The organism is Amycolatopsis stemonae (assembly GCF_054781455.1).
This window is the reverse complement of sequence record NZ_BAAGUJ010000007.1, coordinates 262571-285796: the sequence shown is the minus strand read 5'-3', so window position 1 is coordinate 285796 and position 23226 is coordinate 262571. Positions and strand designations below refer to the sequence as shown.

Here is a 23226-nt window from a genome sequence, read left to right as displayed (position 1 = left end):
ATCGGTGACGTCAGTCAAGGAAGCCGGTGACGCCACCGTGTCCCCCGGGAGTGGGCGCCCGGCCGCGGTTAGGCTGCCGGAGGGAGCCGGCGGAAGAGGAGTGCGGACGTGGCCGAAACCGTGTCACCGAGGGTGCAGCTGATCGCGAAGACCGAGTTCTTCCCGCCCGAGGACGTGCCGTGGTCGACCGACGCGGACGGCGGCGAAGCGCTCGCCGAGTTCGCCGGCCGGGCCTGCTACCAGTCCTGGAAGAAGCCGAACCCCGCCACCGCGACCAACGCCGGCTACCTCGAGCACATCATCGACGTCGGCCACCTGTCCGTGCTGGAGCACGGTTCCGTCACCTTCTACCTGACCGGCATCTCGCGCTCCCTGACCCACGAGCTGATCCGGCACCGCCACTTCTCGTACTCGCAGCTTTCGCAGCGGTACGTGCCCGAGCGCGACGCGGAGATCGTCGAGCCGGAGATCATCGCGAACGACCCGGTGCTGCACGAGAAGTTCCTCGCCGCGGCGCAGGCGAGCGTCGACGCCTACACCGAGCTCCTGGCCGGCCTCGAGGAGAAGTTCGCCGACGTCCCGAGCGCGACCCTGCGCCGCAAGCAGGCCCGCCAGGCTGCTCGCGCCGTGCTGCCGAACGCGACCGAGACGCGCATCGTCGTGACCGGGAACTACCGCGCGTGGCGGCACTTCGTCGCGATGCGCGCCACCGAGCACGCCGACGTAGAGATCCGGGAGCTGGCCGTGGAATGCCTGCGACAACTGCAGAAGGCCGCCGCGAACGTGTTCGCGGACTTCACGATCTCGACGCTGCCGGACGGCACCGAGATCGCCACGAGCCCGAAGGTGCTCGAAGGCTGATGAAACGTCTCGCGATCGACGTCCGGCCCGGTGAATACGCTGTCGTCCGCCTGCCCGCGGACGCCCCGGTGCCCCCGGAACTGCTCGCGCCCGGCGAAGCGGCCTTCGTGTCGGTGACCCGGACGCCCGACGAGCTGTCCGTGATCTGCCCGGCCGGCCGCGAGCCGGCGGGCAGCACGGCGGCGGAGGACGGCTGGCGGCTGCTGTCGGTCCGCGGCCCGCTGGAGTTCACGCTGACCGGCATCATCGCCGCGCTGGCCTCGGAGCTGGCGGCGGCCGGGGTGGCGCTGTTCTCGATGTCGACCTTCGACACCGACCACATCCTGGTCCGCGGCACCGACCTCGACCACGCCGTGAAGGCGCTGCGCGACTCCGGCCACGAAGTCGCGCACGCCTGACGCTTTCCGGCGGGATTCCCGGGTAACCCGCGGGTGACGGTGGGAGCCGTCACCCTTGAAATCGAAAGTTCGGCGTGCCTAAACTTCGATTTGGGATCCCCGACACCCGGTGAGAGGCAGGCGTCATGGCGGTCACGGAGGCGGCCCGGCCGAGACTGGGGGCGCGCCTGCGCACCGGCTCGGCCCTGCTCGGCCCGGCGTTCGTGGCCGCGATCGCGTACGTCGACCCGGGCAACGTCGCCGCCAACATCAGCGCCGGCGCGCGCTACGGCTACCTGCTGGTCTGGGTGATCGTCGCGGCCAACCTGATGGCCGTGCTCGTGCAGTACCTGTCGGCGAAGCTCGGCCTGGTCAGCGGCATGTCCCTGCCGGAAGCGCTGCGCGCCCGGCTGTCCGGGCCCGCGCGGCTGGCCTACTGGCTGCAGGCCGAGGTCGTCGCCATCGCCACCGACCTCGCCGAGGTCGTCGGCGGCGCCATCGCGCTGAACCTGCTGTTCGACCTGCCGCTGGTGGCCGGCGGCCTGATCACCGGCGCGGTCTCCCTGACCCTGCTGGCGGTCCAGGACCGCGGCGGCCAGCGGACGTTCGAGCGGGTCGTCACCGGCCTGCTGCTGGTGATCGCGATCGGCTTCCTGGCGAGCCTGTTCGTCGAGCCGCCGTCGGCGTCGGGCGCGCTCGGCGGGCTGGTCCCGAAGTTCGAGGGCTCGGGCAGCGTCCTCATCGCCGCGGCGATGCTGGGCGCGACGGTGATGCCGCACGCGGTCTACCTGCACTCCGGCCTGGTCCGCGACCGCCACGGCCGGCCCGAGGGGGCGAACAAGCGGCGGCTGCTGCGCGCCACCCGCGCCGACGTCGGCTTCGCGATGCTGCTGGCGGGCGCGGTGAACCTCGGCATGCTGCTACTGGCGGCGACGAACCTCCAGGGCCTGACCGGCGTCGACAGCATCGAAGGCGCCCACAGCGCGGTCGCGACGGCGCTCGGCCCGGGCATCGCATTGATGTTCGCGATCGGCCTGCTGGCCTCCGGCCTGGCCTCGACGTCGGTCGGCGCGTACGCGGGCGCGATGATCATGCAGGGGTTGCTGCACAAGCGGATCCCGCTGGTCCTGCGCCGCCTGGTCACGCTCACCCCGGCGATCGTGGTGCTGGCCCTGGGCGCCGACCCGAGCGCGGCCCTGGTCGTGTCGCAGGTGGTGCTGTCGTTCGGGATCCCGTTCGCCCTGGTGCCGTTGATCCGCCTGACGGCGGACCGGCAGCTGATGGGCCCGGACGCGAACCACCGGCTGACGACGATCGCGGGCGCGGTCGTGGCGACGGTCATCATCACCCTGAACGTGGTCCTGATCCTTCTCACGGTCACCGGCTGAGTCACGAATTCCGCGGAACCCCCGGCCGCGCGCGACGGTCCGACTAGCATCTGCGCGACCGCTGCCGAAGGAGCACCGTGACCGACGAACAGACCCGTCCGTATCCCCCGCAGGCGCCCGCCACGCCTGGTCAGCGGGTCGTCGCGGGCCGTTACGCCTTGCTCGGCGAGCTCGGCCGGGGCGGGATGGGCGTCGTCTGGCGGGCGCAGGACCAGGTCATCGGGCGGCAGGTCGCCGTCAAGGAGCTGCGGCTGCCCGACGCCGAGTCCGCCGCCGTGTTCTCCGAACGCGCCCTGCGCGAGGTGCGCACCGGGGGCCGGCTCAACGATCCCGCCGTCGTCACCGTCTACGACGTCGTCACCGACGGGGGCACCACCTTCATCGTGATGGAGCTCGTCGAGGCGCCGAGCCTCGCCGACCTCGTGCGGCAGCGCGGGCCGATGCCCGCCGCCCAGGCCGCGCAGCTGGGGGAGCGGGTGCTCGCCGCGCTGCAGGCCGCGCACGCCGCCGGGGTCGTGCACCGGGACGTCAAGCCGGCGAACATCCTCGTCGCGCCCGACGGCCGCGTGAAGCTCACCGACTTCGGGATCGCCCACGCCGTGGACGACCCGCGCCTGACCACCAGCGGCATGATCGTCGGCTCGCCCGCCTTCATGGCGCCCGAACGCGTCGAGGGCCGCGAAGCGCTGCCCGCGTCCGACCTGTGGTCGCTCGGCGCGACGCTGTTCTTCGCCGTCGAAGGCACGATCCCGTTCGAGCGCGCGACCACCGCCGCGACGCTGCACGCGATCATGACCGAGATCCCGTACCTCACGCGGGGCCAGGGCCCGATCGCCGCGGCCGTCCTCGGCCTGCTCGTCGCGAACCCCGACGCCCGCCTGACCGCCGCCCAGGCCCAGCACCTCCTGACCACGGCGCAGGGCGTGCGGCCCACGCCGCCGGGCGGCACCGCCATGGTCCAGCCGATGACGCGGGTCGCGCCGCAGCCGCCGAAAAAGGCCACGCGGGCCCTGTGGCTTTCGGCCGCCGCCGTCCTGGTGGTCGGGGCCCTGCTCGGCGGGTTCTTCGCGGGCAAGGCCTTCGAAGCCCCGGCCGTCGACCAGCAGAAGCAGCCGACCATGACGTTCGGCCTCGGCGGCCAGCTGCGGGCGGAGATCGGTTCCAGCTACCCTTGCTACAGCGCCCCGGTCCAAGAGGGCGGGATCATCAGCAGCGACAACGAAGTCACCTGCGACAAGAACCACACGCTCGAGGTCTACGACACCGCGGACGCGATCGCGGTCGGGAACTGGACCGACGAAGACGCCGCGGTCGCGGCTTACCCCGGTCTCCCGGCGGTCACCGCGGTCGCCGAAGCCCGCTGCGCGACGTCGTTCCGCTCCTCGATCGTCCCGGAGGCCAAGCGGGACGGCCTGATCTACCGGGCCCTCGTCCCCACCCAGGCGGAGTGGCAGAGCGTGCCCGACAAGAGCGGCGAGTACCCGACGCGCGAGTTCTACTGCCTGCTCACCAGGGCCGACGGCGGGCCGATCACCGCGCCGATCGTGACCAAGGTCAAGTAGAAGTTCCGCGACGAGCGGCCGGGTCCCGGAAATCCTCCGCACTTCGCCGGACCGGGCCAGGTCGACGCGTTTTTCGCCGGGGGTACGGGGTACCGTCTCCTCCATGTCCAACCCACCTACCGCAGCACCCGGCCGGCCCTTCGGGCGCGTGCTCACCGCGATGGTCACGCCCTTCGACGCCGAAGGCGCGCTGGACCTGAAGCGGGCGCAGGAGCTGGCCGAGCACCTCGTGGAGCTGGGGAACGACGGCCTCGTCATCAACGGCACCACCGGCGAGAGCCCGACCACGAGCGACGCGGAGAAGCAGGACCTGGTCCGCGCCGTGGTCGAGGCCGTCGGCGACCGGGCGACCGTCGTGGCCGGCGCGGGCACCAACAACACCGCGCACAGCATCGAGCAGGCGAAGCAGGCCGAGGAAGCCGGCGCGCACGGCCTGCTGGTCGTCACCCCGTACTACTCGCGGCCGAGCCAGGCCGGGCTGTACGCGCACTTCACCACCGTCGCGGACAGCACCGGGCTGCCGGTGATGCTCTACGACATCCCGCCGCGCTCGGTCGTCCCGATCGAGGTCGACACGCTGCTGCGGCTGGCCGAGCACCCGCGGATCCTGGCGGTCAAGGACGCCAAGGGCGACCTGATCGCCGGCTCCGAGGTCATCGCCAGCACCCACCTCGCGTACTACTCGGGCGACGACGGGCTGAACCTGCCGTGGATCTCCGTCGGCGGCACCGGCGTGGTGAGTGTGATCGGTCACGTCGTCGCGGGCCGGATCCGCGCGATGATCGACGCCTACGAGACCGGCGACACCTCCACCGCGCGCACCAACCACCGCGCCATGCTGCCGGTGCTGCGCGCGATGTCGCGGGTCGGCGGGGTCGCGTTCAGCAAGGCGGCGCTGCGGCTGCGCGGCTTCGACGTCGGCGAGCCGCGGCTCCCGATCGTCGCGCCGACCACCGACCAGACCGCGCTGATCGCCGCCGATCTGACCCAGGGCGGCGTGCCCCTGGGCGACACGGCGGCGCAGGACTGGCATGGTGAGCGGGTGGCACAAGCAGACTCGAGGGCCGCCTACACGGCGCCGACCTCGCACACCAGCGTTGGGACCCTGCCTCGGTGAGCTCACTTCCCCCAGGTCCAGGCCCCACCAACGCCCCGCCCGCACTGCCCGAGGGAGCCCTGCGCATCGTCGCGCTGGGCGGCATCGGCGAGGTCGGGCGCAACATGACCGTCTTCGAGTACGCCGGCCGGCTGCTCATCGTCGACTGCGGGGTGCTCTTCCCCGAGGACGACCAGCCCGGCGTCGACCTGATCCTGCCCGACTTCCGCGCGATCGAGGACCGCCTCGACGACATCGACGGCCTGGTGCTCACCCACGGGCACGAGGACCACATCGGTGCCGTCCCGTTCCTCCTGCGCCTGCGGCCGGACCTGCCGATCTACGGCTCGAAGTTCACCAACGCGCTGCTCGCGGCGAAGGCCAAGGAGCACCGGCAGCGGCCGAACCTGATCCAGGTCCGCGAGGGCGAGCGCCGCGACGTCGGCGCGTTCAACCTCGAGTTCTTCGCGGTCAACCACTCCATCCCGGACGCGCTGGCCGTGGCCATCCGCACCCCGGCGGGCGTGGTCCTGCACACCGGCGACATCAAGCTCGACCAGCTCCCGCTCGACGGGCGCCTCACCGACCTGGCCGGGTTCTCCCGGCTCGGCGACGAGGGCGTCGACCTGTTCTGCGTCGACTCCACCAACGCCGAGGTCCCCGGGTTCGTCATGCCCGAGCGCGACATCGGCCCGGTGCTCGACGACGTCATCCGCAAGGTCGACCAGCGCGTCATCGTGGCCTGTTTCGCCAGCCACGTGCACCGCGTCCAGCAGGTCCTCGACGCCGCGCACCGGCACGGCCGCCGGATCGCGTTCGTCGGCCGGTCGATGGTCCGCAACATGGGCATCGCGGCCGAGCTGGGCCTGCTGAACGTGCCGGACGGCCTGCTCGTCGACCTCGACCAGGCGAGCACCCTGCCGGAGAGCAAGGTCCTGTTCGTCTCGACGGGTTCCCAGGGCGAGCCGCTCTCCGCGCTGTCGCGGATGGCGCGCGGCGAGCACCGGCAGATCTCGATCCGCGCGGGCGACACCGTGGTGCTGGCCAGCTCGATGATCCCGGGCAACGAGACCGCGGTGTTCGGCGTGGTCAACGGCCTGACCCGGCTGGGCGCCAACGTCGTCCACCAGGGCAACGCCAAGGTCCACGTGTCCGGCCACGCGTCGGCGGGGGAGCTGCTCTACCTGTACAACGCGGTGCGGCCGAGCAACGTGATGCCGGTCCACGGCGAGTGGAAGCACCTGCGCGCCAACGGCGAGCTGGCGATCCGCACGGGCGTCGCGGCGGAGAACGTGGTCATCGCCGAAGACGGCGTGGTCGTCGACCTGATCGACGGCAAGGCGTCCCGCACGGGCCGCGTCGAGGTCGGCCACGTCTACGTCGACGGCCTGTCGGTCGGCGACGTCGGCGAGTCGACCCTGTCCGACCGGCTGGTCCTCGGCGAGGGCGGCTTCATCGCGATCAACGTCGCGGTGGACTCCAGCACGGGCCGCGCGGTCAGCAGCCCCACGGTGGCCGGCCGCGGCTTCTCCGACGACCCCAAGGCCCTGGCCGCGGTGGTGCCGCTCGTGGAGATGGAGCTGGCCCGCACGGAGGCCGAAGGCATCACGGACACGCACCGCATCGCCCAGGCGGTCCGCCGGGTGGTCGGCCGCTGGGTGGCGGACACCTACCGCCGCCGCCCGATGATCGTCCCGACGGTCATCCCGGTCTAGTCCGAAGCCCGCGAAGGCCACCTCGAGTCCTCGAGGTGGCCTTCACGGTTTTTCAGCGCGTGACCTTGGCCAGCAGCAGCGCGAGGGCCACGGTGGCGGTCTGGCGCAGCAGGGCCCGGCGAGCCCTGCGTTGTTCGACGCGGTTCGGTTTCATCGAGTACCCCCAGTGGTTCGCCACCCAGTGTTCCGCGCGAGCCGCGCGGTGACATCCCACTCGGGGACGGGCCGGGTCCTTCGCGGGTATGAGGTTTCGCTTAGGCCGTTTGGGCCACGAGCCACCGCTTTGCCGGGCGCTAACCTGGTCCCACTTCGCCTCGGGAAGAGAGGCCGCGCCGATGGGACGTCACTCGCCGGACGGAAGAAGACGCCGGCTGCTGGTACCCGTGTTCGCGACCGCCTCCGTGCTCGTCCTCGGGACCGCGGCCTGGGTGACCGTCTCGGTGGTGACCGCGAAGCCCGCCTGCGAGCGGCCGGCGAAGGTCCTCGTCAGCGCGTCCGCCGACATCGCGCCCGCGCTCTCGCTCGTCGCGGGCGGTCTGAACCTGCAGTGCGGCAGCGTCGAGGTCCAGACCAGGGACGCGACGTCGGCGGCCGAGCGGCTCGCACTCTCCGACGGCAGCCCGCGACCGCAGGTGTGGGTGCCGGACTCGACCCTCGCGCTGCGCCGCGCCCGCCAGCTCGGCGCGTCCGACGTCCCGGAAACCGGGGCGTCGGTGGCCAGTTCGCCGGTGGTGCTGGCCGTCGCCCAGGACGTCGCGAAGGGGCTCGGCTGGCCGGAGCGCACCCCGACCTGGGCGGAGATCCTCGGCGCGCCCGGTGCGGTGCCGGGGATGCCCGATCCGGCGCGCGACCCGGTCGGCGCGGTGGCCTTGCTCGGCCTCAAGGAGAGCGTCAAGACGGCCACCGAGCCCGCGGGCGCGTACGTCGCCTTGCTGCGGAAGTTCTCCGCCAACACCCTCGGCGGGGAGACCGACCTGATCGCGCGGCTGCCGGGCTCGAGCGGCAGCGGCGGCACGGCCGCGGTGACGGTGTTCCCCGCGTCGGAGAACTCCTTGCTGCGCCACAACATCGAGGACGCGTCGTCGCCGCTCGTCGCCGTCTACTCGACCGCGGTGCCCACTTTGGACTATCCGTTCGCGGAACTGGGCGGGATCTCGCCGCAGCAGCGGCCGATCGTCGAAGCGTTCCGTGACGCGGTGCTCGGCGACGCGGGTGCCGACGCCATCGCGAAGACGGGCCTGCGTGCCGCGGGCGGGCAGGCACTGCGCGAGCACTCCGACGACCCGCGGGTGTCGCCGCCCGGGATCCGCGTCGCGAACCTGCCCGCCGCCGCGGCGATCGACGAGCTGCTGAACCAGTGGGCCGGGGTCAACCTGAGCGCGCGGGTGCAGGTGCTCGTCGACGTCTCCGGGTCGATGAACGCGCAGGTGCCGGGGACCGGGCTGAACCGGATGCAGGTGACGATGCAGGCCGCGGCGAAGGCCATGCACCTGTTCAAACCCGCGACGCAGCTGAGGATGCTGGCGTTCTCGACCCGCCTCGACGGCGACAAGGACTACCGCGAGCTGCTGCCGATGGCGCCGGTCGCCCAGCACCTGGCGAGCGGCGCGCTGGACAAGCTGGCGCAGGTGAAGGCGACGCCGGACGGCGGCACCGGGCTGTACGACAGCGTGCTGGACACCTACCGCACCGCGCGGCGCGAGTGGGAGCCCGGCCGGCTCAACCTCGTGATCGTGATGACCGACGGCCGCAACGAGGACCCGCACGGGATTTCGCGCGCGGACCTGCTGACCGAGCTGGCGAAGCTGCAGGACCCGCGCCGCCCGATCCCGCTGATCGGCGTCGGCATCGGCCCGGACGCGGACAAGGCCGAGCTCGACCAGCTGACCGCGGCGACGGGCGGCCAGGCCTTCGTCGCCCCGGACCCGGCGAAGATCACGGACGTGTTTTTCGGGGCGCTGAGCCGGATCGCCGGCGGATGAGGGCGTAGCCGCCGAGGATCACCGCCAGGCTGATCAGGCTCAGGAACAGCTGCGACCGCGCGTCTTCGTCCACGAACAGCATCGACGCCACCACGACGAGCGTCAGGGCCAGCGTCAGCCAGCTGAGCCACGGGTAGCCCCACATCCGCAGCTGCAGCTTCTCCGGCGCCTCCGCCTCGAGCTGCCGCCGCATGCGCAGTTGCGAACCGCAGATGATGGCGTACACGAACAACGCCACCGCGCCCGCCGAGTTGATGATGAAGGAGAAGATCTTGTCCGGGGAGACGTAGCTCATCACCACCGCGACGTAACCGACCGAAGTGGACGCCAGGATCGCCTTCCACGGCACGCCGCGCGCGTTCGTGTCCGAGATCCACGACGGTGCCCACCCGTGGCGCCGCAGGGCGAAGAGCATGCGGGATGCCGTGTACAGCCCCGAATTCAGCACCGACAGCGCCGCCGTCAGGACCACGGCCGAGACGATGGTCGATGCCGCCGGGACGCCGAAGCGGCCGAACGCCGCGGCGAACGGGCTCGTCTCGCTCGGGATGTCGCGCCACGGCGTGATCATCACCAGCAGCGCCACCGAGCCGACGTAGAACACGATGACGCGCCACACGATCGTCGAGGTCGCCTTGCGGACCGCCGTCTCGGGCTGGTCGGACTCCGCCGCCGCGATCGTCACGATCTCCGCGCCGAAGTAGGAGAAGATCACGATCACCACGCCGTGCACCACCGAGAAACCACCGTTCGGCACGAAGCCGTCGAGGCCGATGTTGCCCACCGAGAAGTGCGCGCCCGGCCAGAGCCCGAGCACGAACAGCAGGCCCAGCACCAGGAAGACCACGATCGTCGCGACCTTGATGGAGGCGAGCCAGAACTCGGTCTCGCCGAACGAGCGCGCCGACGCCAGGTTCGTGGCCGTGAGCAGCAGCATCAGCGCCAGCGAGAACACCCACTGCGGAACCCCGGGGATCCAGCCCTGCAGGATCTTCGCGCCGGCCACGGCCTCGAACGCGACCACGCCGACCCAGAAGTACCAGTACAACCAGCCGATCGTGAAGCCCGCCCAGCCGCCGAGCGAGTCCCGGGCGTAGTCCATGAACGAGCCGAGCGCGGGCGCGGCCGTCGCCATCTCGCCGAGCATCCGCATGACGAGCACGACGAGCAGCCCGCCGAGGGCGTAGGACAGCACGGCCGCCGGGCCGACGGTGTGGATCACCGCGCCGCTGCCGATGAACAGGCTCGCTCCGATGATGCCGCCGAGGGCGATCATCCGGACGTGCCGCTGGCGCAGTTCGGGGCGCAGCCCAGTGGTCGACATGGTGGGGAATTGTCGCACTTCGGCGGCACCCCGTGAAGAACTCAGCTCGTGAGGATCTCCGACTTCCGCTGCACCAGGAACGCCCCGGCCAGCAGGATCGCCGAGCCGAGCAGCTGCGGCCAGGTGAGTTCCTCGCCGATCAGGGCCCAGGCCGCGACGGTGGTGATCACCGGCTCGACCAGGCCGAGCACGCTCGCCACCGACGCCGGCAGGTGCCGCAGCGACGAGATCCCGCAGACGTAGGCGAGCACCGTCGCCACCAGCACGAGCAGCACCATCAGCAGCCAGACGGGCGGGCGCCACGCGCCGAATTCGACGTCCACGGCGAGCAGCCCGACCGGCCACGTCCACGGCGGCGCGACCAGGCTGATCAGCACCGCGCCGAGCACCATGCCCCAGGTGACCAGGCCGAGCGGGTCGATGGCGGCCACCGCGCGCTCGCCCAGCAGGAAGTACCCCGCCGAGCACAGGGCCGCGCCGAAGCCGGCGAGCAGCCCGAGGCCGTTCAGCGTGACGCCCTGCCAGACCTGCGCGACCAGCGACAACCCGGCCATCGCCAGCGCGATGCCGCCCCACACCGACCGCGGCAGCCGGTGCCGCCGCACGAACCGCACCCACAGCGCGATGAGCACGGGCGAGACGAACTCGAGCAGGATCGCGATGCCGACCGGGATCCGGCCCGCGGCGACGAAGTAGAGCAGCTGCACGCCGGCCACCCCGAGCAGGCCGTAGCCCGCCAGGACGGGCAGCTCGGCCCGGCGGACCCGCAGCTTCCGCGGCGCCACCAGCGCCACCCCGGCGAGCAGCACGAACCCGGCCAGGCCGATCCGCATCGCGGCCACCTGCTCCGGGCTGAACCCGGCGGACATCGCGGACTTGCCCAGCGTGCCCGACGTGCTGAAGAACAGCGCGGCGAGCAGGACGAGCGTGGTCCCGCGGCCGCGGTGGGCGACGTGGGGAGGCGCGAGGACGGGCAGCTCGGTGGTCACGTGCGCGACTGTAAGCGCCGCGACGTGACTGCCAAAACGCTTTTTCCGGTTACTCGGCTTGCTTGAGCCCGGTCGCGATGTGCGTCGTGATCGTGGCCAGCCGCCGCCCCTGGAGGCGCAGCGCACCGAGGGCCAGTTCGTCCGGCGCGGCGGACTTGCGCGACACGAACGAACCGCCGTACGGGTTGCCGGACTCCATCAGGTGCGGGTCGGTGTAGCCGAGCGGGACGACGATCGCGCCCCAGTGGTAGAAGACGTTGTTGATCGCCAGCAGCGTCGACTCCAGGCCACCGTGCCGGGTGGAGGCGCTCGTGAACGACGTCGCGACCTTGTCGGCCAGCTTCCCCTGCGCCCACAGGCCACCCGTGCTGTCCAAATAGGACTTCAGCTGGGCGGTCGGGCCGCCGAACCGGGTCGGGCTGCCGAACGCGAGCCCGTCCGCCCAGACGAGGTCGTCGAGGGTGGCGAGCTCGTGGTGCGGCCCCGAATCGACCCACGCCTGCCAGCGCGGGTTCTTCGCGATCGCGTCGGCGGGCACCGTCTCCGGCACGGTCCGCACCCGCACGTCGGCCCCGGTCTCCCGGGCACCGGCGGCGAGCGATTCGGCCAGGGCGGCGGTGTTGCCGGTCGCGCTGTAGTAGACGACGAGGATCCGTGTGCTCACGTCCGCGACTCTAGGCGTGCCGGGCGGGCCGTCTCAGATTCCGGACGTCGGCTTCCACGGGCTGACCGTGTCGGTCGGCCGCGTCGGGTCGTGGAAGCGGGGGCGGTCCAGCTCGTCCGCGCGCAACGGGACCAGGCCGTCGGCGATCGCGCGCATGATCTTCGCGTGGGCGCGCACCCCGGCGCCCGGGCGCTCCGGCTCGACGTCCGACAGGTCGACGGGGTCGCCGAAGTGGACCTTGAACCGCGGCCGGCGCAGCGGGGCGCTGAGTCCCGAACGGGCGAGGGGGACCAGGTCGGCCGGGCCGTTGACCGTCTCCGTACCCCAGTAGACGGCTTCGTGCGCGCCCCACTGGCTGATCGGGATCACCGGGACGTCCGCCGCCAGCGCCAGCCGGGCCGCGCCGGTCTTGCCGCGTTCGGGCCAGAGGCCGGGGTCGTGGCTGATCCGGCCCTCGGGGTAGACGATGATCGGCTCGCGCGTGGTCTTCAGCGCCTCGACGGCCTCGGCGAACTGCCCGACGGCGGTCGCGGCGACCTTCCGGTCGACCCGCAGGTGGCCGCTGACCCGCAGCGCCGGCCCGATCACCGGGGCGTCCAGGATGCCGCCGGCCAGCATGAACCGCGGGTTGATGCCGATCCGCTTGCACGCCGCCATCAGGACGAACGCGTCGAACACGCCGATGTGGTTCGCGGTCATCAGCAGCGGCTTGCCCCGCAGCCGCGCCGGGATCCGCCCGCTGACGGTGAGCCGCCCGACCAGGTTCACCAGCCCGCGGTCGATGTTCAGCATGGTCCGCCAGATGGCGGGGGCTCGGCGAGACGTGTTGTCGGAGTGCAGCGCGACCATGGGGCAGAGCATGGCAGACGCCGATTTCACCCGAATGCGCACTGGCCGGATCGGTTCACCCGGATGGCCGCTCAAGGCCGGTGTGAGGCAGAAGTTCACCCTGGGCCGAGAGTGGCGCATGGGACGAACGGCCACGGCCGGTTACCGTAAAAGGCATGGCTGGGTCGGCGACGAGGAAGCGAAGCACGGGAAGCGGCGCGAAGGGGGCAGCGGCGCGAAAGCCGCGTACACCCGCGAAGTCACGTCCCGCCGCTCGCAAGCCCGCACCGCGCCGCAAGACACCCGGGGTGTTCGGGAAGGGCGTCCGCGGGACCTGGAACCTGCTGGCCAAGGGCCTGGGCACGCTGGCCCGCACGGTCGGCCGCACCCGCGAACTCGAGCCCGAGCACCGTCGTGACGGGCTCGCGCTCGGCCTGATCGCGCTGGCCATCGTCGCCGCCGTCGGGGTCTGGTGGCGGGCCGCCGGGCCAATCGGGGCCGGGGTCGAGATCGCCACCCGGACCGTCCTCGGCGCCGGGGCCGTCACGCTGCCGCTGGTGCTGGTCGTCGTGGCCGTCGCGCTCATGCGGTCCGAGCCGCATCCCGAGACGCGCCCGCGGATGGTCATCGGGACGATCATGGTCGTCCTGTCCGTGCTCGGGATGCTGCACATCTTCACCGCGCTCCCGGCCACCAACGACGGCCGGATGTACGCCGGCGGCATCATCGGCGCCTTCTCCGGCGGCCTGCTCACCATGGGCGTCACGACCTGGGTCGCCGTGCCGCTGCTGATCCTCGCGCTGGTCTTCGGCGTGCTCGTGTTCACCGGCACGCCGGTCCGCGAGATCCCGCACCGGCTGCGCAACTGGGGCCTCGACGAGGAAGAGATCGCCGAGGCCGAGCAGAAGTCCGGCTTCGCCACCGACGAGGACCAGGTCACCGAGGCCGACCCGAAGTCCGCGCGGCTGCGCAAGCCGTCGCGGCGCCGCCAGGCCAGCGACGCCGACCCCGAGCAGCTCGACATCGACGCGATGCTGGCCGAGCCGCCGACGCCGATCAAGCCGCCCAAGCCCAAGCCCGTCGCCGACGTCCCCGAGAAGAAGCCGAAGAAGCCCGCGGAGCCGCCGCTGGCCGTCACGCGGACCGTCGAGGGCGACTACCAGCTCCCGCCGCCCGACCTGCTCAAGCTCGGCGACGCGCCGAAGTCCCGCAGCAAGGCCAACGACGCCATGATCGAAGCGATCACCGGCGTGCTGGAGCAGTTCAACGTCGACGCGCAGGTCACCGGCTTCACCCGCGGCCCGACGGTCACCCGGTACGAGGTCGAGCTCGGCCCGGGTGTGAAGGTCGAGAAGATCACCGCGCTGACCAAGAACATCGCCTACGCGGTGGCCACGGACAACGTCCGGCTGCTGGCGCCGATCCCGGGCAAGTCCGCGGTCGGCATCGAGGTGCCGAACTCCGACCGCGAGATGGTCCGCCTGGGCGACGTCCTGCGCGCGCCGTCCACGGTCAAGGACAACCACCCGATGGTGATCGGCCTCGGCAAGGACATCGAGGGCCACTTCGTCACCGCGAACCTGACGAAGATGCCGCACCTGCTGGTCGCCGGCTCCACCGGTTCCGGTAAGTCGAGCTTCGTCAACTCGATGCTGGTGTCGCTGCTCGCGCGCTCGACGCCGGACGAGTGCCGGATGATCCTGATCGACCCGAAGATGGTCGAGCTGACGCCCTACGAGGGCATCCCGCACCTGATCACGCCCATCATCACCCAGCCGAAGAAGGCCGCCGCCGCGCTGGCCTGGCTGGTGGAAGAGATGGAGCAGCGCTACCAGGACATGCAGGTCAACAAGGTCCGGCACATCGACGACTACAACAAGAAGGTCCGCTCCGGCGAGATCACCGCGCCGCCCGGGTCCGAGCGCGAGTACCGGCCGTACCCGTACATCATGGCGATCGTCGACGAGCTCGCCGACCTGATGATGACCGCCCCGCGCGACGTCGAGGACGCGATCGTCCGGATCACCCAGAAGGCCCGTGCGGCGGGCATCCACCTGGTCCTGGCCACGCAGCGGCCGTCGGTCGACGTCGTCACCGGCCTGATCAAGACCAACGTGCCCTCGCGGCTGGCCTTCGCGACGTCGTCGCTGACCGACTCGCGGGTCATCCTCGACCAGCCGGGCGCGGAGAAGCTCATCGGCATGGGTGACGCGCTGTACCTGCCGATGGGCGCCGGGAAGCCGGTCCGCATCCAGGGCGCGTTCGTCGGCGACGAAGAGATCGCCTCGGTCGTCAACTACGCCAAGGAGCAGGCGCAGCCGGACTACCAGGACGGCGTCACGGCGCAGAAGGCCGGCGAGAAGAAGGAGATCGACCCGGACATCGGGGACGACCTGGACGTCCTGCTGCAGGCGGCGGAGCTGATCGTGACGTCCCAGTTCGGCTCGACGTCGATGCTGCAGCGCAAGCTGCGGGTCGGCTTCGCCAAGGCCGGCCGGCTGATGGACCTGCTGGAAAGCCGCGGCGTGGTCGGCCCGTCGGAGGGCTCGAAGGCCCGCGAGGTGCTGATCAAGCCGGAAGAGCTGGAAGGCGTCCTGTTCATGATCCGCGGCGGCGACCCGGTGCCGTCCGACCCGGACGACGAGTAGTGCAACCCGGCGGCGCGGTCGTTCCGTCCTGAGCACATGGACCTGCAGCGCTTGGCCGCCGGACTGTTCGCCTTCACCGTCGTCGTGGTGGGCGCGGGGAGTTCCGTGTCCTCCGGGCAGGCCGCCCCGGCCCTGCCCGGGCGGCCGGAGTCGCCGTCGACCGTCAGCACTGCTCCGCGGGGGGACGTCACCCTGCGGCTCGGCCAGGAGGCCGCGATCCAGGGGAAGGACCTGACCGTCCGCTACACGCGCATGGTCTCCGACTCGCGCTGCCGCCCGAACATGACGTGCATCTGGCAGGGCGAGGCGACGCTCGCGTTCCTGCTGAGCGAGCCCGGCCGGGGCGAGAGCACCACGGCCGAGCTGCACAGCGGCCCCCGCACCGGGCCCCAGGCCACCTCCTTCGCCGCCAGCCGTGTCGAGCTGGTGTCGGTGAGCGCGGACGGCGGGGAGGCCACGGTCCGGGTCAGCTGAGCGGCGTGCCCCAGTGGTCCAGGTAGGCGACCTCGGCCAGCGGGACGCGCTCGGCCGGCTTGAAGTCCGGCGTCGTCGTGTACGCGACCGGCAGCAGGCCGACCTGCGTGTAGCCGTCCGGGACACCGAGGATTTCCGCCGCCTCGGCTTCGCGGGAGAGGTGGTACGTCGTGAGCGTCGAGCCCAGCCCTCGCGAGCGCAGTGCCAGCTGGAAGTTCCAGACGGCCGGGAAGATGCCGCCGTAGAAGGCCGCGTCCACGGCGTTGTTCCCGGTCGGGCGGCCCTTCAGGACCGGGATGACGAAGACGGGCACTCGTTCGATCACGTCGACGAGGTGCCGCCCGGACGCCAGCGCCCGCGACTCGCCTTCCGCGGCGCGCTGGGCCAGATAGGCCGCGCCGACCTCGCGGAAGAGCACGCCGAGCCGGTTCTTCACGTCCTGGTCGCGCACGACCAGCCAGCGCCACGCCTGGACGTTGCCCGGCGTCGGTGCCTGCAGCGCCAGGTCGAGGCAGGCGGAGAGGACTTCGGGCTCGACCGGCCGGTCGAGGTCGAGCTTCCGGCGCACCGCGCGGGTCGTGCTGAGCAGCTGATCGATCTCCATGCCCCCATCCTGGCCCGGACGCGCGCCCGGGCCAGGGCGAGGCTCAGCCGCCGAACTTGCGGACGGCCTCGTAGTAGGTCCAGGCCGCGCCCTTGCAGGCGATGTTCGAGCCGCAGACGCTCTTCAGGTCCGAGTACAGGTTGTCGTCGATCTTCAGGCGGTTCGCCTCGGTGAAGCGGCCCTGCTTCTTGTAGTTGCGGTAGCCGAAGTCGTGGCGGTGGCAGCCCGGGAGGAACTTCCAGCCGAACGGGTTGTCCGGCGCCCACGAGCAGCCGTCCGAGGACCAGTCGAGCTGGCCGTTGTACGGAGCCTGGTTCCGGATCGTCTCGAAGTTCGAGAGCGACGTGCTGAAGAGGTACTGGTCGGTGACCGTCGGGATGTCGACGGCCGCCGCGGTGCCGGCGCCCATGAGGACGCCTCCGCCGACCGTCGCGGCCACCGCGGCGGTGGCCCCCAGGTTCCGCAAAGTCGTGCGCATCGTTGTGGTGTTTCCTCGCTGATCAGGGGACGGATGTGCGTGATCAGCATCAGGCCTCGGGTGGCGTGCGTCACCGCCCGAAAGAATGTTGTCGGGAAACTTTCAGAGTTCGAGCAGCATGCGGGAATTGCCCAGCGTGTTCGGCTTGACGTACGGGAGGTCGAGGAACTCCGCGACGCCCGTGTCGTGCGAGCGCCGCATCTCCTCGTAGACCTCGTGCGACACCGGCGTTCCCTGGATCTCCACGAAGCCGTGGCCGGTGAAGAAGCTGGTCTCGAACGTCAGCACGAACAGCCGCTTGAGACCCAGCTCACGGGCCTCGTCGATCAGCCGGGCCACCAGCACGCGCCCGACGCCCTGGCCGCGGACGGCCTTGTCGACCACGACCGTGCGCAGCTCGGCGATGTCCTCCCAGAGCACGTGCAGCGCGGCCGCCCCGACGACCTCGCCGCCGACCTCCGCGACCCAGAACTCCTGGACCGCTTCGTACAGCGTGACCAGGTCCTTCTCCAGCAGGACGCGACCGGCGTCCGAGTCGACCAGGGCCTTGATCTTGCGGACGTCGGCGATCCGCGCGCGGCGGACGGCGGGCGAGTCGGACGGCACGATGTTCAACACTGCCACACCACCGGGCCACGCCGTCGTCAACCTGCCCGGGACCGGCGGCTACCCTGAACGTCGTGCCTTCCCCTGCCACGGATCCCACCGCCACCCGACGCGTCTCCCTGCTGACCCTCGGCTGCGCCCGCAACGAGGTCGACTCGGAGGAGCTGGCGGGCCGGCTGGCGGCCGGCGGCTGGGAGCTCGCGGCCGATCCGGAGGACTCCGACGTCGTGGTGGTCAACACCTGCGGCTTCGTCGAGTCGGCCAAAAAGGACTCCGTCGACACGTTGCTCGCGGCGTCCGACACGGGCAAGAAGGTCGTCGCGGTCGGGTGCATGGCCGAGCGCTACGGGCACGAGCTCGCCGACAGCCTCCCCGAGGCCGACGCCGTCCTGGGCTTCGACCACTACGCCGACCTCTCGGACCGGCTCGACGACGTCGTCGCCGGCCGCAAGGTCGCTTCGCACACCCCCGGCGACCGGCGCAAGCTGCTGCCGATCAGCCCGGTCCAGCGGCCCGCCGCGGCCGAAACCGTCGAGGTGCCGGGCCACGCGCAGCACGGCTGGGGCCCGCGGGTGCTGCGCACGCGCCTCGACGACTCGCCGGTGGCCGCGCTGAAGATCGCCTCCGGCTGCGACCGGCGCTGCTCGTTCTGCGCGATCCCGTCGTTCCGCGGCTCCTTCGTCTCGCGGCAGCCCGACGAGATCGTCGCCGAGGCGATGTGGCTGGCCGAAAACGGCGTCAAGGAGCTGTTCCTGGTCAGCGAGAACTCGACGTCCTACGGCAAGGACTTCGGCCGCGACGGCGCCACCGCGCTGGAGCGGCTGCTCCCGCGGCTGGCGGGGATCGACGGCATCGAGCGCGTCCGCGTCTCCTACCTGCAGCCGGCCGAGACGCGCCCGCAGCTGGTCAAGGCCATCGCGACGACGCCGGGCGTCGCCGAGTACTTCGACCTGTCGTTCCAGCACTCCAGCGAGCAGGTGCTGCGCCGGATGCGCCGGTTCGGCTCGACCGACTCGTTCCTGGCGCTGTGCGAGCAGATCCGCGAGTACGCGCCCGAGGCGGGCATCCGCACCAACGTCATCGTCGGCTTCCCCGGCGAGACCGAGCACGACCTGAGCGAGCTGGAACGGTTCCTGACCGGCGCGCGCCTGGACGCCGTGGGCGTCTTCGGCTACTCCGACGAGGACGGCACGGAGGCCGAGACCTTCGACGGCAAGTTGGACGCCGAAGAGGTCGCCAAGCGCGTCACGCGGATCTCGGCACTGGTCGAAGAGCTGACCGCGCAGCGCGCCGAGGACCGGATCGGCACCTTCGTCGACGTCCTCGTCGAGCTGGACGACGACGGCGAGCTGACCGGCCGCGCGGCACACCAGGCGCCGGAGGTCGACGGCGAGTGCGTCATCCTCGACGCGCCCGAAAAGGCCCAGGTGGGTGACTTCCTCCGCTGCGAGGTCGTGGACTCGGCGGGGGTCGACCTGATCGTGCGCGCGGTACCGGACGCCGACCGGTGAGTGCGCTCCCCAGCGACGCCGCGGACGAGGGCACGACCCGCGAAGGTCCCGCCCAGGTCCCGGTCGCGACCCCGGTCCCGACGCTCAACATCGCGAACCTCCTGACGCTCTCGCGGCTGGTGCTGGTGCCGCTGTTCGTCGTCGCGCTGTTCGTCGGCGACGGCCACGACACGACCTGGCGCGCCATCGCCACCGGGCTGTTCGCGGTGGCCTCGGCCACCGACCAGCTGGACGGCTGGGTGGCCCGCAAGTACGGCCTGATCACCGACTTCGGCAAGATCGCCGACCCGATCGCGGACAAGGCGCTGACCGGCGCCGCGCTGGTGGGCCTGAGCATCCTGGGCGAGCTGGGCTGGTGGGTCACGATCGTCATCGCGGTCCGCGAGATCGGCGTCACGCTGCTGCGGTTCTGGGTGATCCGCCACGGCGTGATCCCGGCCAGCCGCGGCGGCAAGGCCAAGACGCTGGCGCAGATCGCCGCGATCGTGGCCTACCTGCTGCCGCTGCCCGCCGGGGCCGACCCGGTCCGCTGGTCCCTGATGGGCCTGGCCCTGGTGCTGACCGTGGTCACCGGCGTCGACTACCTGGTGCGGGCGATCCGGCTGCGGGCCGCGGGGCGCCGGGTCACCGGTGGCTGACCGGTCGCCGGCCGCGGGCGACGAGCAGGCCGCGGCGCTGATCGCGGCCCTGGCCGGCCGGGGCGAGACCGTCGCCGCGGCCGAGTCGCTCACCGCCGGGCTCGTCTGCGCCACCCTGGCGCGGGTGCCCGGGGCGAGCGCGGTGCTGCGCGGGGGACTGGTCGTCTACGCCACCGAGCTGAAGACCTCCCTGGCCGGGGTCGACGCCGCGCTGCTGGCCGAGCACGGCGCCGTCCACCCGGAGGTCGCCGCGCAGCTGGCCGAAGGCGCCCGCGACCGGTGCGGGGCCACCTGGGGCCTCGGGCTCACCGGCGTCGCCGGGCCGTCGCCCCAGGACGGCGTCGGGCCGGGAACCGTGCACGTCGGGCTCGCCGGGCGGGCGGAGCCCCCGACCCGGGGCGAAGCCTCGTTTGTCACGGTCCGTACCCTGGCCTTGAGCGGAGACCGGGACTTGATCAGGACCGAGTCGGTCCGCGCCGCGTTTGCCCTGCTCGGGGAACATCTGACGTGAATTGCGCGTTCGCCCTTGGCGTACGGGCACACCAACTCCTGCGCCCGGGGCGCCGCTCTGGGTAACGTAGGGGGTACTTGTACGGAAGGGAGGCGCGTGATGACCGTGCTGTTGCGTGAGGCGATCGGTGATCGGCTCCGTCATGCCCGCACCAACCAGCGTCGTACGCTGCGTGACATCTCCCGCGCCGCCAGGGTCAGCCTCGGCTACCTCTCGGAGGTGGAGCGGGGCCAGAAGGAGGCGTCGAGCGAACTGCTCGCGTCCATCTGCCAGGCCCTGGACCTTCCGCTCGGCGAACTGCTGCACAACGTGGCGGCGGACGTTTCGGCCCTCGACAACGTCGAGGTCGCACCGGTCGACGAGCGGATCACGGAAGGCGCGGCCCGGGAGAAGCGGGGCGCCGAGGCCGCCGCGGCCGGCATCGAAGGCGGTCGCCTGATGTCCGAGCTGATCGGCAACGACCTCGCCGACCTGCGGGTTTCCCCGGCACCGCGGATGAACACCACCCTGCGCACGACGATCGGGCAGCCGAAGCTGGCCTCGACGATCGCCGCGTAGTAACGGATCGGACACGACAACGGCCCCGGGCAACCCGCCCGGGGCCGTTCGCGTTGCCTACGGGGGGTGATCAGGGCGATCCCTGAATTCGGCCGGGTCGCCTGGAACGGACGTGGCCGACCTGACACGATGGAACCCAACGCCGGGGTCGGAGCGTTGCATGTGCAGGGGAGCGACGCCCCACACCCCGTGTACCTAGGCCCGTGGGACGCAAGAAGGCAGGCGGAGGAGATGGCCAACCCGTTCGTGAAGTTCTGGAAGTACATGATGGCGGCGTTCTCGTCGAAGATCGACGAGCACGCCGACCCGAAGGTACAGATCCAGCAGGCCATCGAGGAGGCGCAGCGCAACCACCAGGCGCTGACGCAGCAGGCCGCCTCCGTGATCGGCAACCAGCGCCAGCTGGAGATGAAGCTCAACCGCCAGCTCGGCGACGTCGAGAAGCTGCAGGCGTCGACCCGGCAGGCGCTCGTCCTCGCGGACGAGGCCCGCGCCAAGGGTGACGAGCAGAAGGCGACCGAGTTCGAGAACGCCGCGGAGAGCTTCGCGACGCAGCTCGTCACGGCCGAGCAGAACATCGAGGACCTCAAGACGCTGCACGACCAGTCGCTGCAGGCCGCGGCCCAGGCCAAGCAGGCCGTCGAGCGCAACTCGCAGATGCTGCAGCAGAAGCTGGCCGAGCGCACCAAGCTGCTCTCGCAGCTGGAGCAGGCGAAGATGCAGGAGCAGGTCTCCGCGTCGCTGAACCAGATGAGCCAGCTGGCCGCGCCGGGCAACACGCCGTCGCTCGAAGAGGTCCGCGACAAGATCGAGAAGCGCTACACCACGGCGCTGGGTCAGGCGGAGCTCGCCCAGAACTCGGTCCAGGGGCGCATGATGGAGGTCCAGGCCTCCACCACGCAGCTGGCCGGCCGCTCGCGGCTCGACCAGATCCGCTCCTCGATGCGCGGTGAGTCGGTCGCCCAGGTGACCGACGGCGGCAAGGCAGCCCAGCCCGCGAGCAGCTCGGCCGACATCCAGCGCGAGATCCAGGCGCGTGTGCAGGCCGAGCAGGGCAAGAACCCGGCCTGACGCGAGCGGGCCGTTCGAAGGGGCGAGCATGGGGCAGCAGGGCAGACGACGCGACTTCGGCGAGTTCAGCGCGAAGCTGGAGAAGCACATCGAGAAGCTGCCCGACTACGCCGTGCGCGCCCAGGAAAAGCTCCAAAAGGTGCAGAAGTACTTCCCGCCGGCCGAGCAGGCCGGCGGGAAGCCCGCGCCTCCGCGGCCCAACCCGTTGCGGCGCCCGCCCGTGCGGCGGCCCGACACGACGGTCACGTGGGCGTCGATGGCGAACCAGGTCCCGGCGTTCGCCGAAGCCCGGGCCAAGTGGGACCGCTGGAACCACCCCGCCGCGAAGCTGGAGCGACGCAAGCGCCGGACGTCGCGGGCGCTGACGCTGTGGATCCTGCTGACGATCCTGTGCGGCGTCCTGACCGTGGCGGCCGGCATGGGCTGGATGAGCGCCACGGGCGCGCCGATGATGCCGCAGGCGATCATGGCGTTCGCCGGTGCGGTCGTGTTCGGCACGTTCGGCGTCCGGTCCGGGCTCAAGCTGCGTGAGCTGAAGCGCATCCCGCTCCCGGCCGCCCCGGCCGGGCCCCCGCCGTTGCCGCCCGCCGGCTCCGTCGCGCGCGAGCCGATGGAGCGGCTGGCGGAGTGCGAAGCCTCGCTGGGCGAGCTGCTGCGCCAGCTGTCGGTGCCGTCCTCGGTGGGCACGACACCGGTGTCCGAAGTGTCCGTCGCGGACGCACGCCAGACGGCGACCGACGCCGCGGCGGCGTTGCGCGGCCTGGCGGCCCGCATCCAGGCGATCGAGCGCGGCCGCAACTCCGCGCCGGCCCGCGAACAGGCCGCCCTGGACGCCGCGGTCGGCAAGCTCCGCGAACAGCTGGAAGACGGCCTCGAGGGCTACCGCGGCCTGGTCGCCGCGGCGGGCCACACGGTGGCGGCGTCGAGCGACGGCCTGGTGACGTCCAAACAGGCCCTCACCGACGCGACCGACCGCCTGGCCGGCCTGGCCATGGCCCTGCGCGAACTCTCCTGACCCCACGCCACCCGTCCCCGCGTGATCGCGGAGTCAACACACGTGATTGCCGAGCCGACACGCGTGATTGAAGGGTCGACACGGCGAGTCCGGCCCGGCCGGGGCGTGTCGACCCCCTGATCACGCGTGTCGACTGTCCAAACACGTGTGTTGACCCCTCCATCACGCGAATCCGGGCCTTCGCTGCGCCGTTCGGATTTCAAACTCGGCCGTTCGAGTGCCGCCGTCCGGGGGTACGGCGTCTTCGTCACCCGGCGTGCGTGATCGTGCGTTTCACCCCGGCGTCGCGCCCTGTTCACCTCTTGGCTCCGAAACCCGCGCGTAAT

At 71.6% G+C, this 23226-nt stretch carries 23 protein-coding genes; 15 read left to right on the top strand and 8 right to left on the bottom strand.

Annotated elements, in window-relative coordinates:
* Window positions 1-108 precede the first annotated feature (108 nt).
* The 6 genes from thyX to ACYVLJ_RS26560 all read left to right on the top strand — a co-directional run bounded on the left by thyX (window position 109) and on the right by ACYVLJ_RS26560 (window position 6999).
* Window positions 109-861: an FAD-dependent thymidylate synthase gene (thyX, locus tag ACYVLJ_RS26585; protein WP_451983935.1), complete on the top strand. Its 753-nt coding sequence runs from the start codon at window positions 109-111 to the stop codon at window positions 859-861.
* Window positions 861-1259, top strand: coding sequence for an ACT domain-containing protein (locus ACYVLJ_RS26580; RefSeq protein WP_451983933.1), 399 nt, complete (start codon window positions 861-863; stop codon window positions 1257-1259). Before thyX ends, ACYVLJ_RS26580 begins: the two co-directional genes overlap by 1 nt.
* 125 nt (window positions 1260-1384) lie before the next feature.
* A complete protein-coding gene (locus ACYVLJ_RS26575) occupies window positions 1385-2626 on the top strand; it encodes a divalent metal cation transporter (protein WP_460440751.1) in 1242 nt (413 codons plus the stop codon).
* Between the two features lie 77 nt (window positions 2627-2703).
* Window positions 2704-4188, top strand: coding sequence for a serine/threonine-protein kinase (locus tag ACYVLJ_RS26570; protein WP_460440750.1), 1485 nt, complete (start codon window positions 2704-2706; stop codon window positions 4186-4188).
* 103 nt (window positions 4189-4291) lie between these two features.
* Window positions 4292-5305, top strand: coding sequence for a 4-hydroxy-tetrahydrodipicolinate synthase (dapA, locus tag ACYVLJ_RS26565; RefSeq protein ID WP_451983927.1), 1014 nt, complete (start codon window positions 4292-4294; stop codon window positions 5303-5305).
* Entirely contained in the window at window positions 5302-6999 is a 1698-nt protein-coding gene (locus ACYVLJ_RS26560) for a ribonuclease J (RefSeq protein WP_460440749.1), read from the top strand. The genes dapA and ACYVLJ_RS26560 overlap by 4 nt, the downstream gene beginning before the upstream one ends.
* Before the next feature lie 52 nt (window positions 7000-7051).
* On the opposite strand, the gene ACYVLJ_RS26555 is transcribed toward ACYVLJ_RS26560, so the two are convergent.
* Window positions 7052-7177, bottom strand: a complete 126-nt coding sequence (locus tag ACYVLJ_RS26555) for a hypothetical protein (protein ID WP_451983923.1) — start codon at window positions 7175-7177, stop codon at window positions 7052-7054.
* A 157-nt stretch (window positions 7178-7334) separates the two neighbouring features.
* Between ACYVLJ_RS26555 and ACYVLJ_RS26550 the strand changes: the two genes are divergently transcribed.
* The gene (locus ACYVLJ_RS26550) at window positions 7335-8981 is read left to right on the top strand and encodes a substrate-binding domain-containing protein (RefSeq protein ID WP_460440748.1); all 1647 of its coding nucleotides are present in this window, start codon (window positions 7335-7337) and stop codon (window positions 8979-8981) included.
* On the opposite strand, the gene ACYVLJ_RS26545 is transcribed toward ACYVLJ_RS26550, so the two are convergent.
* The 4 genes from ACYVLJ_RS26545 to ACYVLJ_RS26530 are packed head-to-tail and all read right to left on the bottom strand — an operon-like array spanning window position 8935 to window position 12807.
* A complete protein-coding gene (locus ACYVLJ_RS26545; protein WP_460440747.1) occupies window positions 8935-10305 on the bottom strand; it encodes an amino acid permease in 1371 nt (456 codons plus the stop codon). The two genes, ACYVLJ_RS26550 and ACYVLJ_RS26545, sit on opposite strands and share 47 nt — an antisense overlap.
* Window positions 10306-10346: 41 nt before the next feature.
* Window positions 10347-11294 (bottom strand): EamA family transporter, encoded by a 948-nt coding sequence (locus ACYVLJ_RS26540; RefSeq protein ID WP_460440746.1) that lies wholly within the window; start codon window positions 11292-11294, stop codon window positions 10347-10349.
* Window positions 11295-11343: 49 nt separating this feature from the next.
* The gene (gene wrbA, locus ACYVLJ_RS26535; RefSeq protein WP_451983915.1) at window positions 11344-11958 is read right to left on the bottom strand and encodes an NAD(P)H:quinone oxidoreductase; all 615 of its coding nucleotides are present in this window, start codon (window positions 11956-11958) and stop codon (window positions 11344-11346) included.
* A 33-nt stretch (window positions 11959-11991) separates the two neighbouring features.
* Complete coding sequence (locus ACYVLJ_RS26530) at window positions 11992-12807, bottom strand: lysophospholipid acyltransferase family protein (protein ID WP_460440745.1); 816 nt, start codon at window positions 12805-12807, stop codon at window positions 11992-11994.
* A 155-nt stretch (window positions 12808-12962) separates the two neighbouring features.
* Between ACYVLJ_RS26530 and ACYVLJ_RS26525 the strand changes: the two genes are divergently transcribed.
* Window positions 12963-15434 carry a DNA translocase FtsK gene (locus ACYVLJ_RS26525; RefSeq protein WP_460440744.1) on the top strand — a complete coding sequence of 824 codons (2472 nt, stop codon included), beginning with the start codon at window positions 12963-12965 and terminating at the stop codon, window positions 15432-15434.
* 36 nt (window positions 15435-15470) lie between these two features.
* The gene (locus tag ACYVLJ_RS26520) at window positions 15471-15908 is read left to right on the top strand and encodes a hypothetical protein (RefSeq protein ID WP_451983909.1); all 438 of its coding nucleotides are present in this window, start codon (window positions 15471-15473) and stop codon (window positions 15906-15908) included.
* On the opposite strand, the gene ACYVLJ_RS26515 is transcribed toward ACYVLJ_RS26520, so the two are convergent.
* The 3 genes from ACYVLJ_RS26515 to ACYVLJ_RS26505 form a co-directional block, all read right to left on the bottom strand.
* A complete protein-coding gene (locus ACYVLJ_RS26515) occupies window positions 15901-16512 on the bottom strand; it encodes a nitroreductase family protein (RefSeq protein WP_460440743.1) in 612 nt (203 codons plus the stop codon). The two genes, ACYVLJ_RS26520 and ACYVLJ_RS26515, sit on opposite strands and share 8 nt — an antisense overlap.
* A 43-nt stretch (window positions 16513-16555) precedes the next feature.
* On the bottom strand, window positions 16556-16990 hold the full coding sequence (locus ACYVLJ_RS26510; RefSeq protein WP_451983905.1) for a phospholipase: 435 nt from the start codon (window positions 16988-16990) through the stop codon (window positions 16556-16558).
* A gap of 102 nt (window positions 16991-17092) precedes the next feature.
* Entirely contained in the window at window positions 17093-17596 is a 504-nt protein-coding gene (locus ACYVLJ_RS26505) for an amino-acid N-acetyltransferase (RefSeq protein WP_451984156.1), read from the bottom strand.
* Window positions 17597-17670: 74 nt separating this feature from the next.
* On the opposite strand from ACYVLJ_RS26505, the gene rimO reads away from it, so the two are divergent.
* The 6 genes from rimO (at window position 17671) to pspM (ending at window position 22900) form a co-directional block, all read left to right on the top strand.
* The gene (gene rimO, locus ACYVLJ_RS26500; protein ID WP_460440742.1) at window positions 17671-19107 is read left to right on the top strand and encodes a MiaB/RimO family radical SAM methylthiotransferase; all 1437 of its coding nucleotides are present in this window, start codon (window positions 17671-17673) and stop codon (window positions 19105-19107) included.
* On the top strand, window positions 19104-19745 hold the full coding sequence (gene pgsA, locus ACYVLJ_RS26495; RefSeq protein WP_460440741.1) for a CDP-alcohol phosphatidyltransferase family protein: 642 nt from the start codon (window positions 19104-19106) through the stop codon (window positions 19743-19745). The genes rimO and pgsA overlap by 4 nt, the downstream gene beginning before the upstream one ends.
* Window positions 19738-20256 (top strand): CinA family protein, encoded by a 519-nt coding sequence (locus ACYVLJ_RS26490; RefSeq protein ID WP_460440740.1) that lies wholly within the window; start codon window positions 19738-19740, stop codon window positions 20254-20256. The genes pgsA and ACYVLJ_RS26490 overlap by 8 nt, the downstream gene beginning before the upstream one ends.
* Before the next feature lie 99 nt (window positions 20257-20355).
* Window positions 20356-20814: a helix-turn-helix domain-containing protein gene (locus ACYVLJ_RS26485; RefSeq protein WP_451983897.1), complete on the top strand. Its 459-nt coding sequence runs from the start codon at window positions 20356-20358 to the stop codon at window positions 20812-20814.
* Between the two features lie 231 nt (window positions 20815-21045).
* A complete protein-coding gene (locus tag ACYVLJ_RS26480; RefSeq protein ID WP_451983895.1) occupies window positions 21046-21885 on the top strand; it encodes a PspA/IM30 family protein in 840 nt (279 codons plus the stop codon).
* Between the two features lie 28 nt (window positions 21886-21913).
* Complete coding sequence (gene pspM, locus ACYVLJ_RS26475) at window positions 21914-22900, top strand: phage shock envelope stress response protein PspM (RefSeq protein ID WP_451983893.1); 987 nt, start codon at window positions 21914-21916, stop codon at window positions 22898-22900.
* Window positions 22901-23226 lie beyond the last annotated feature (326 nt).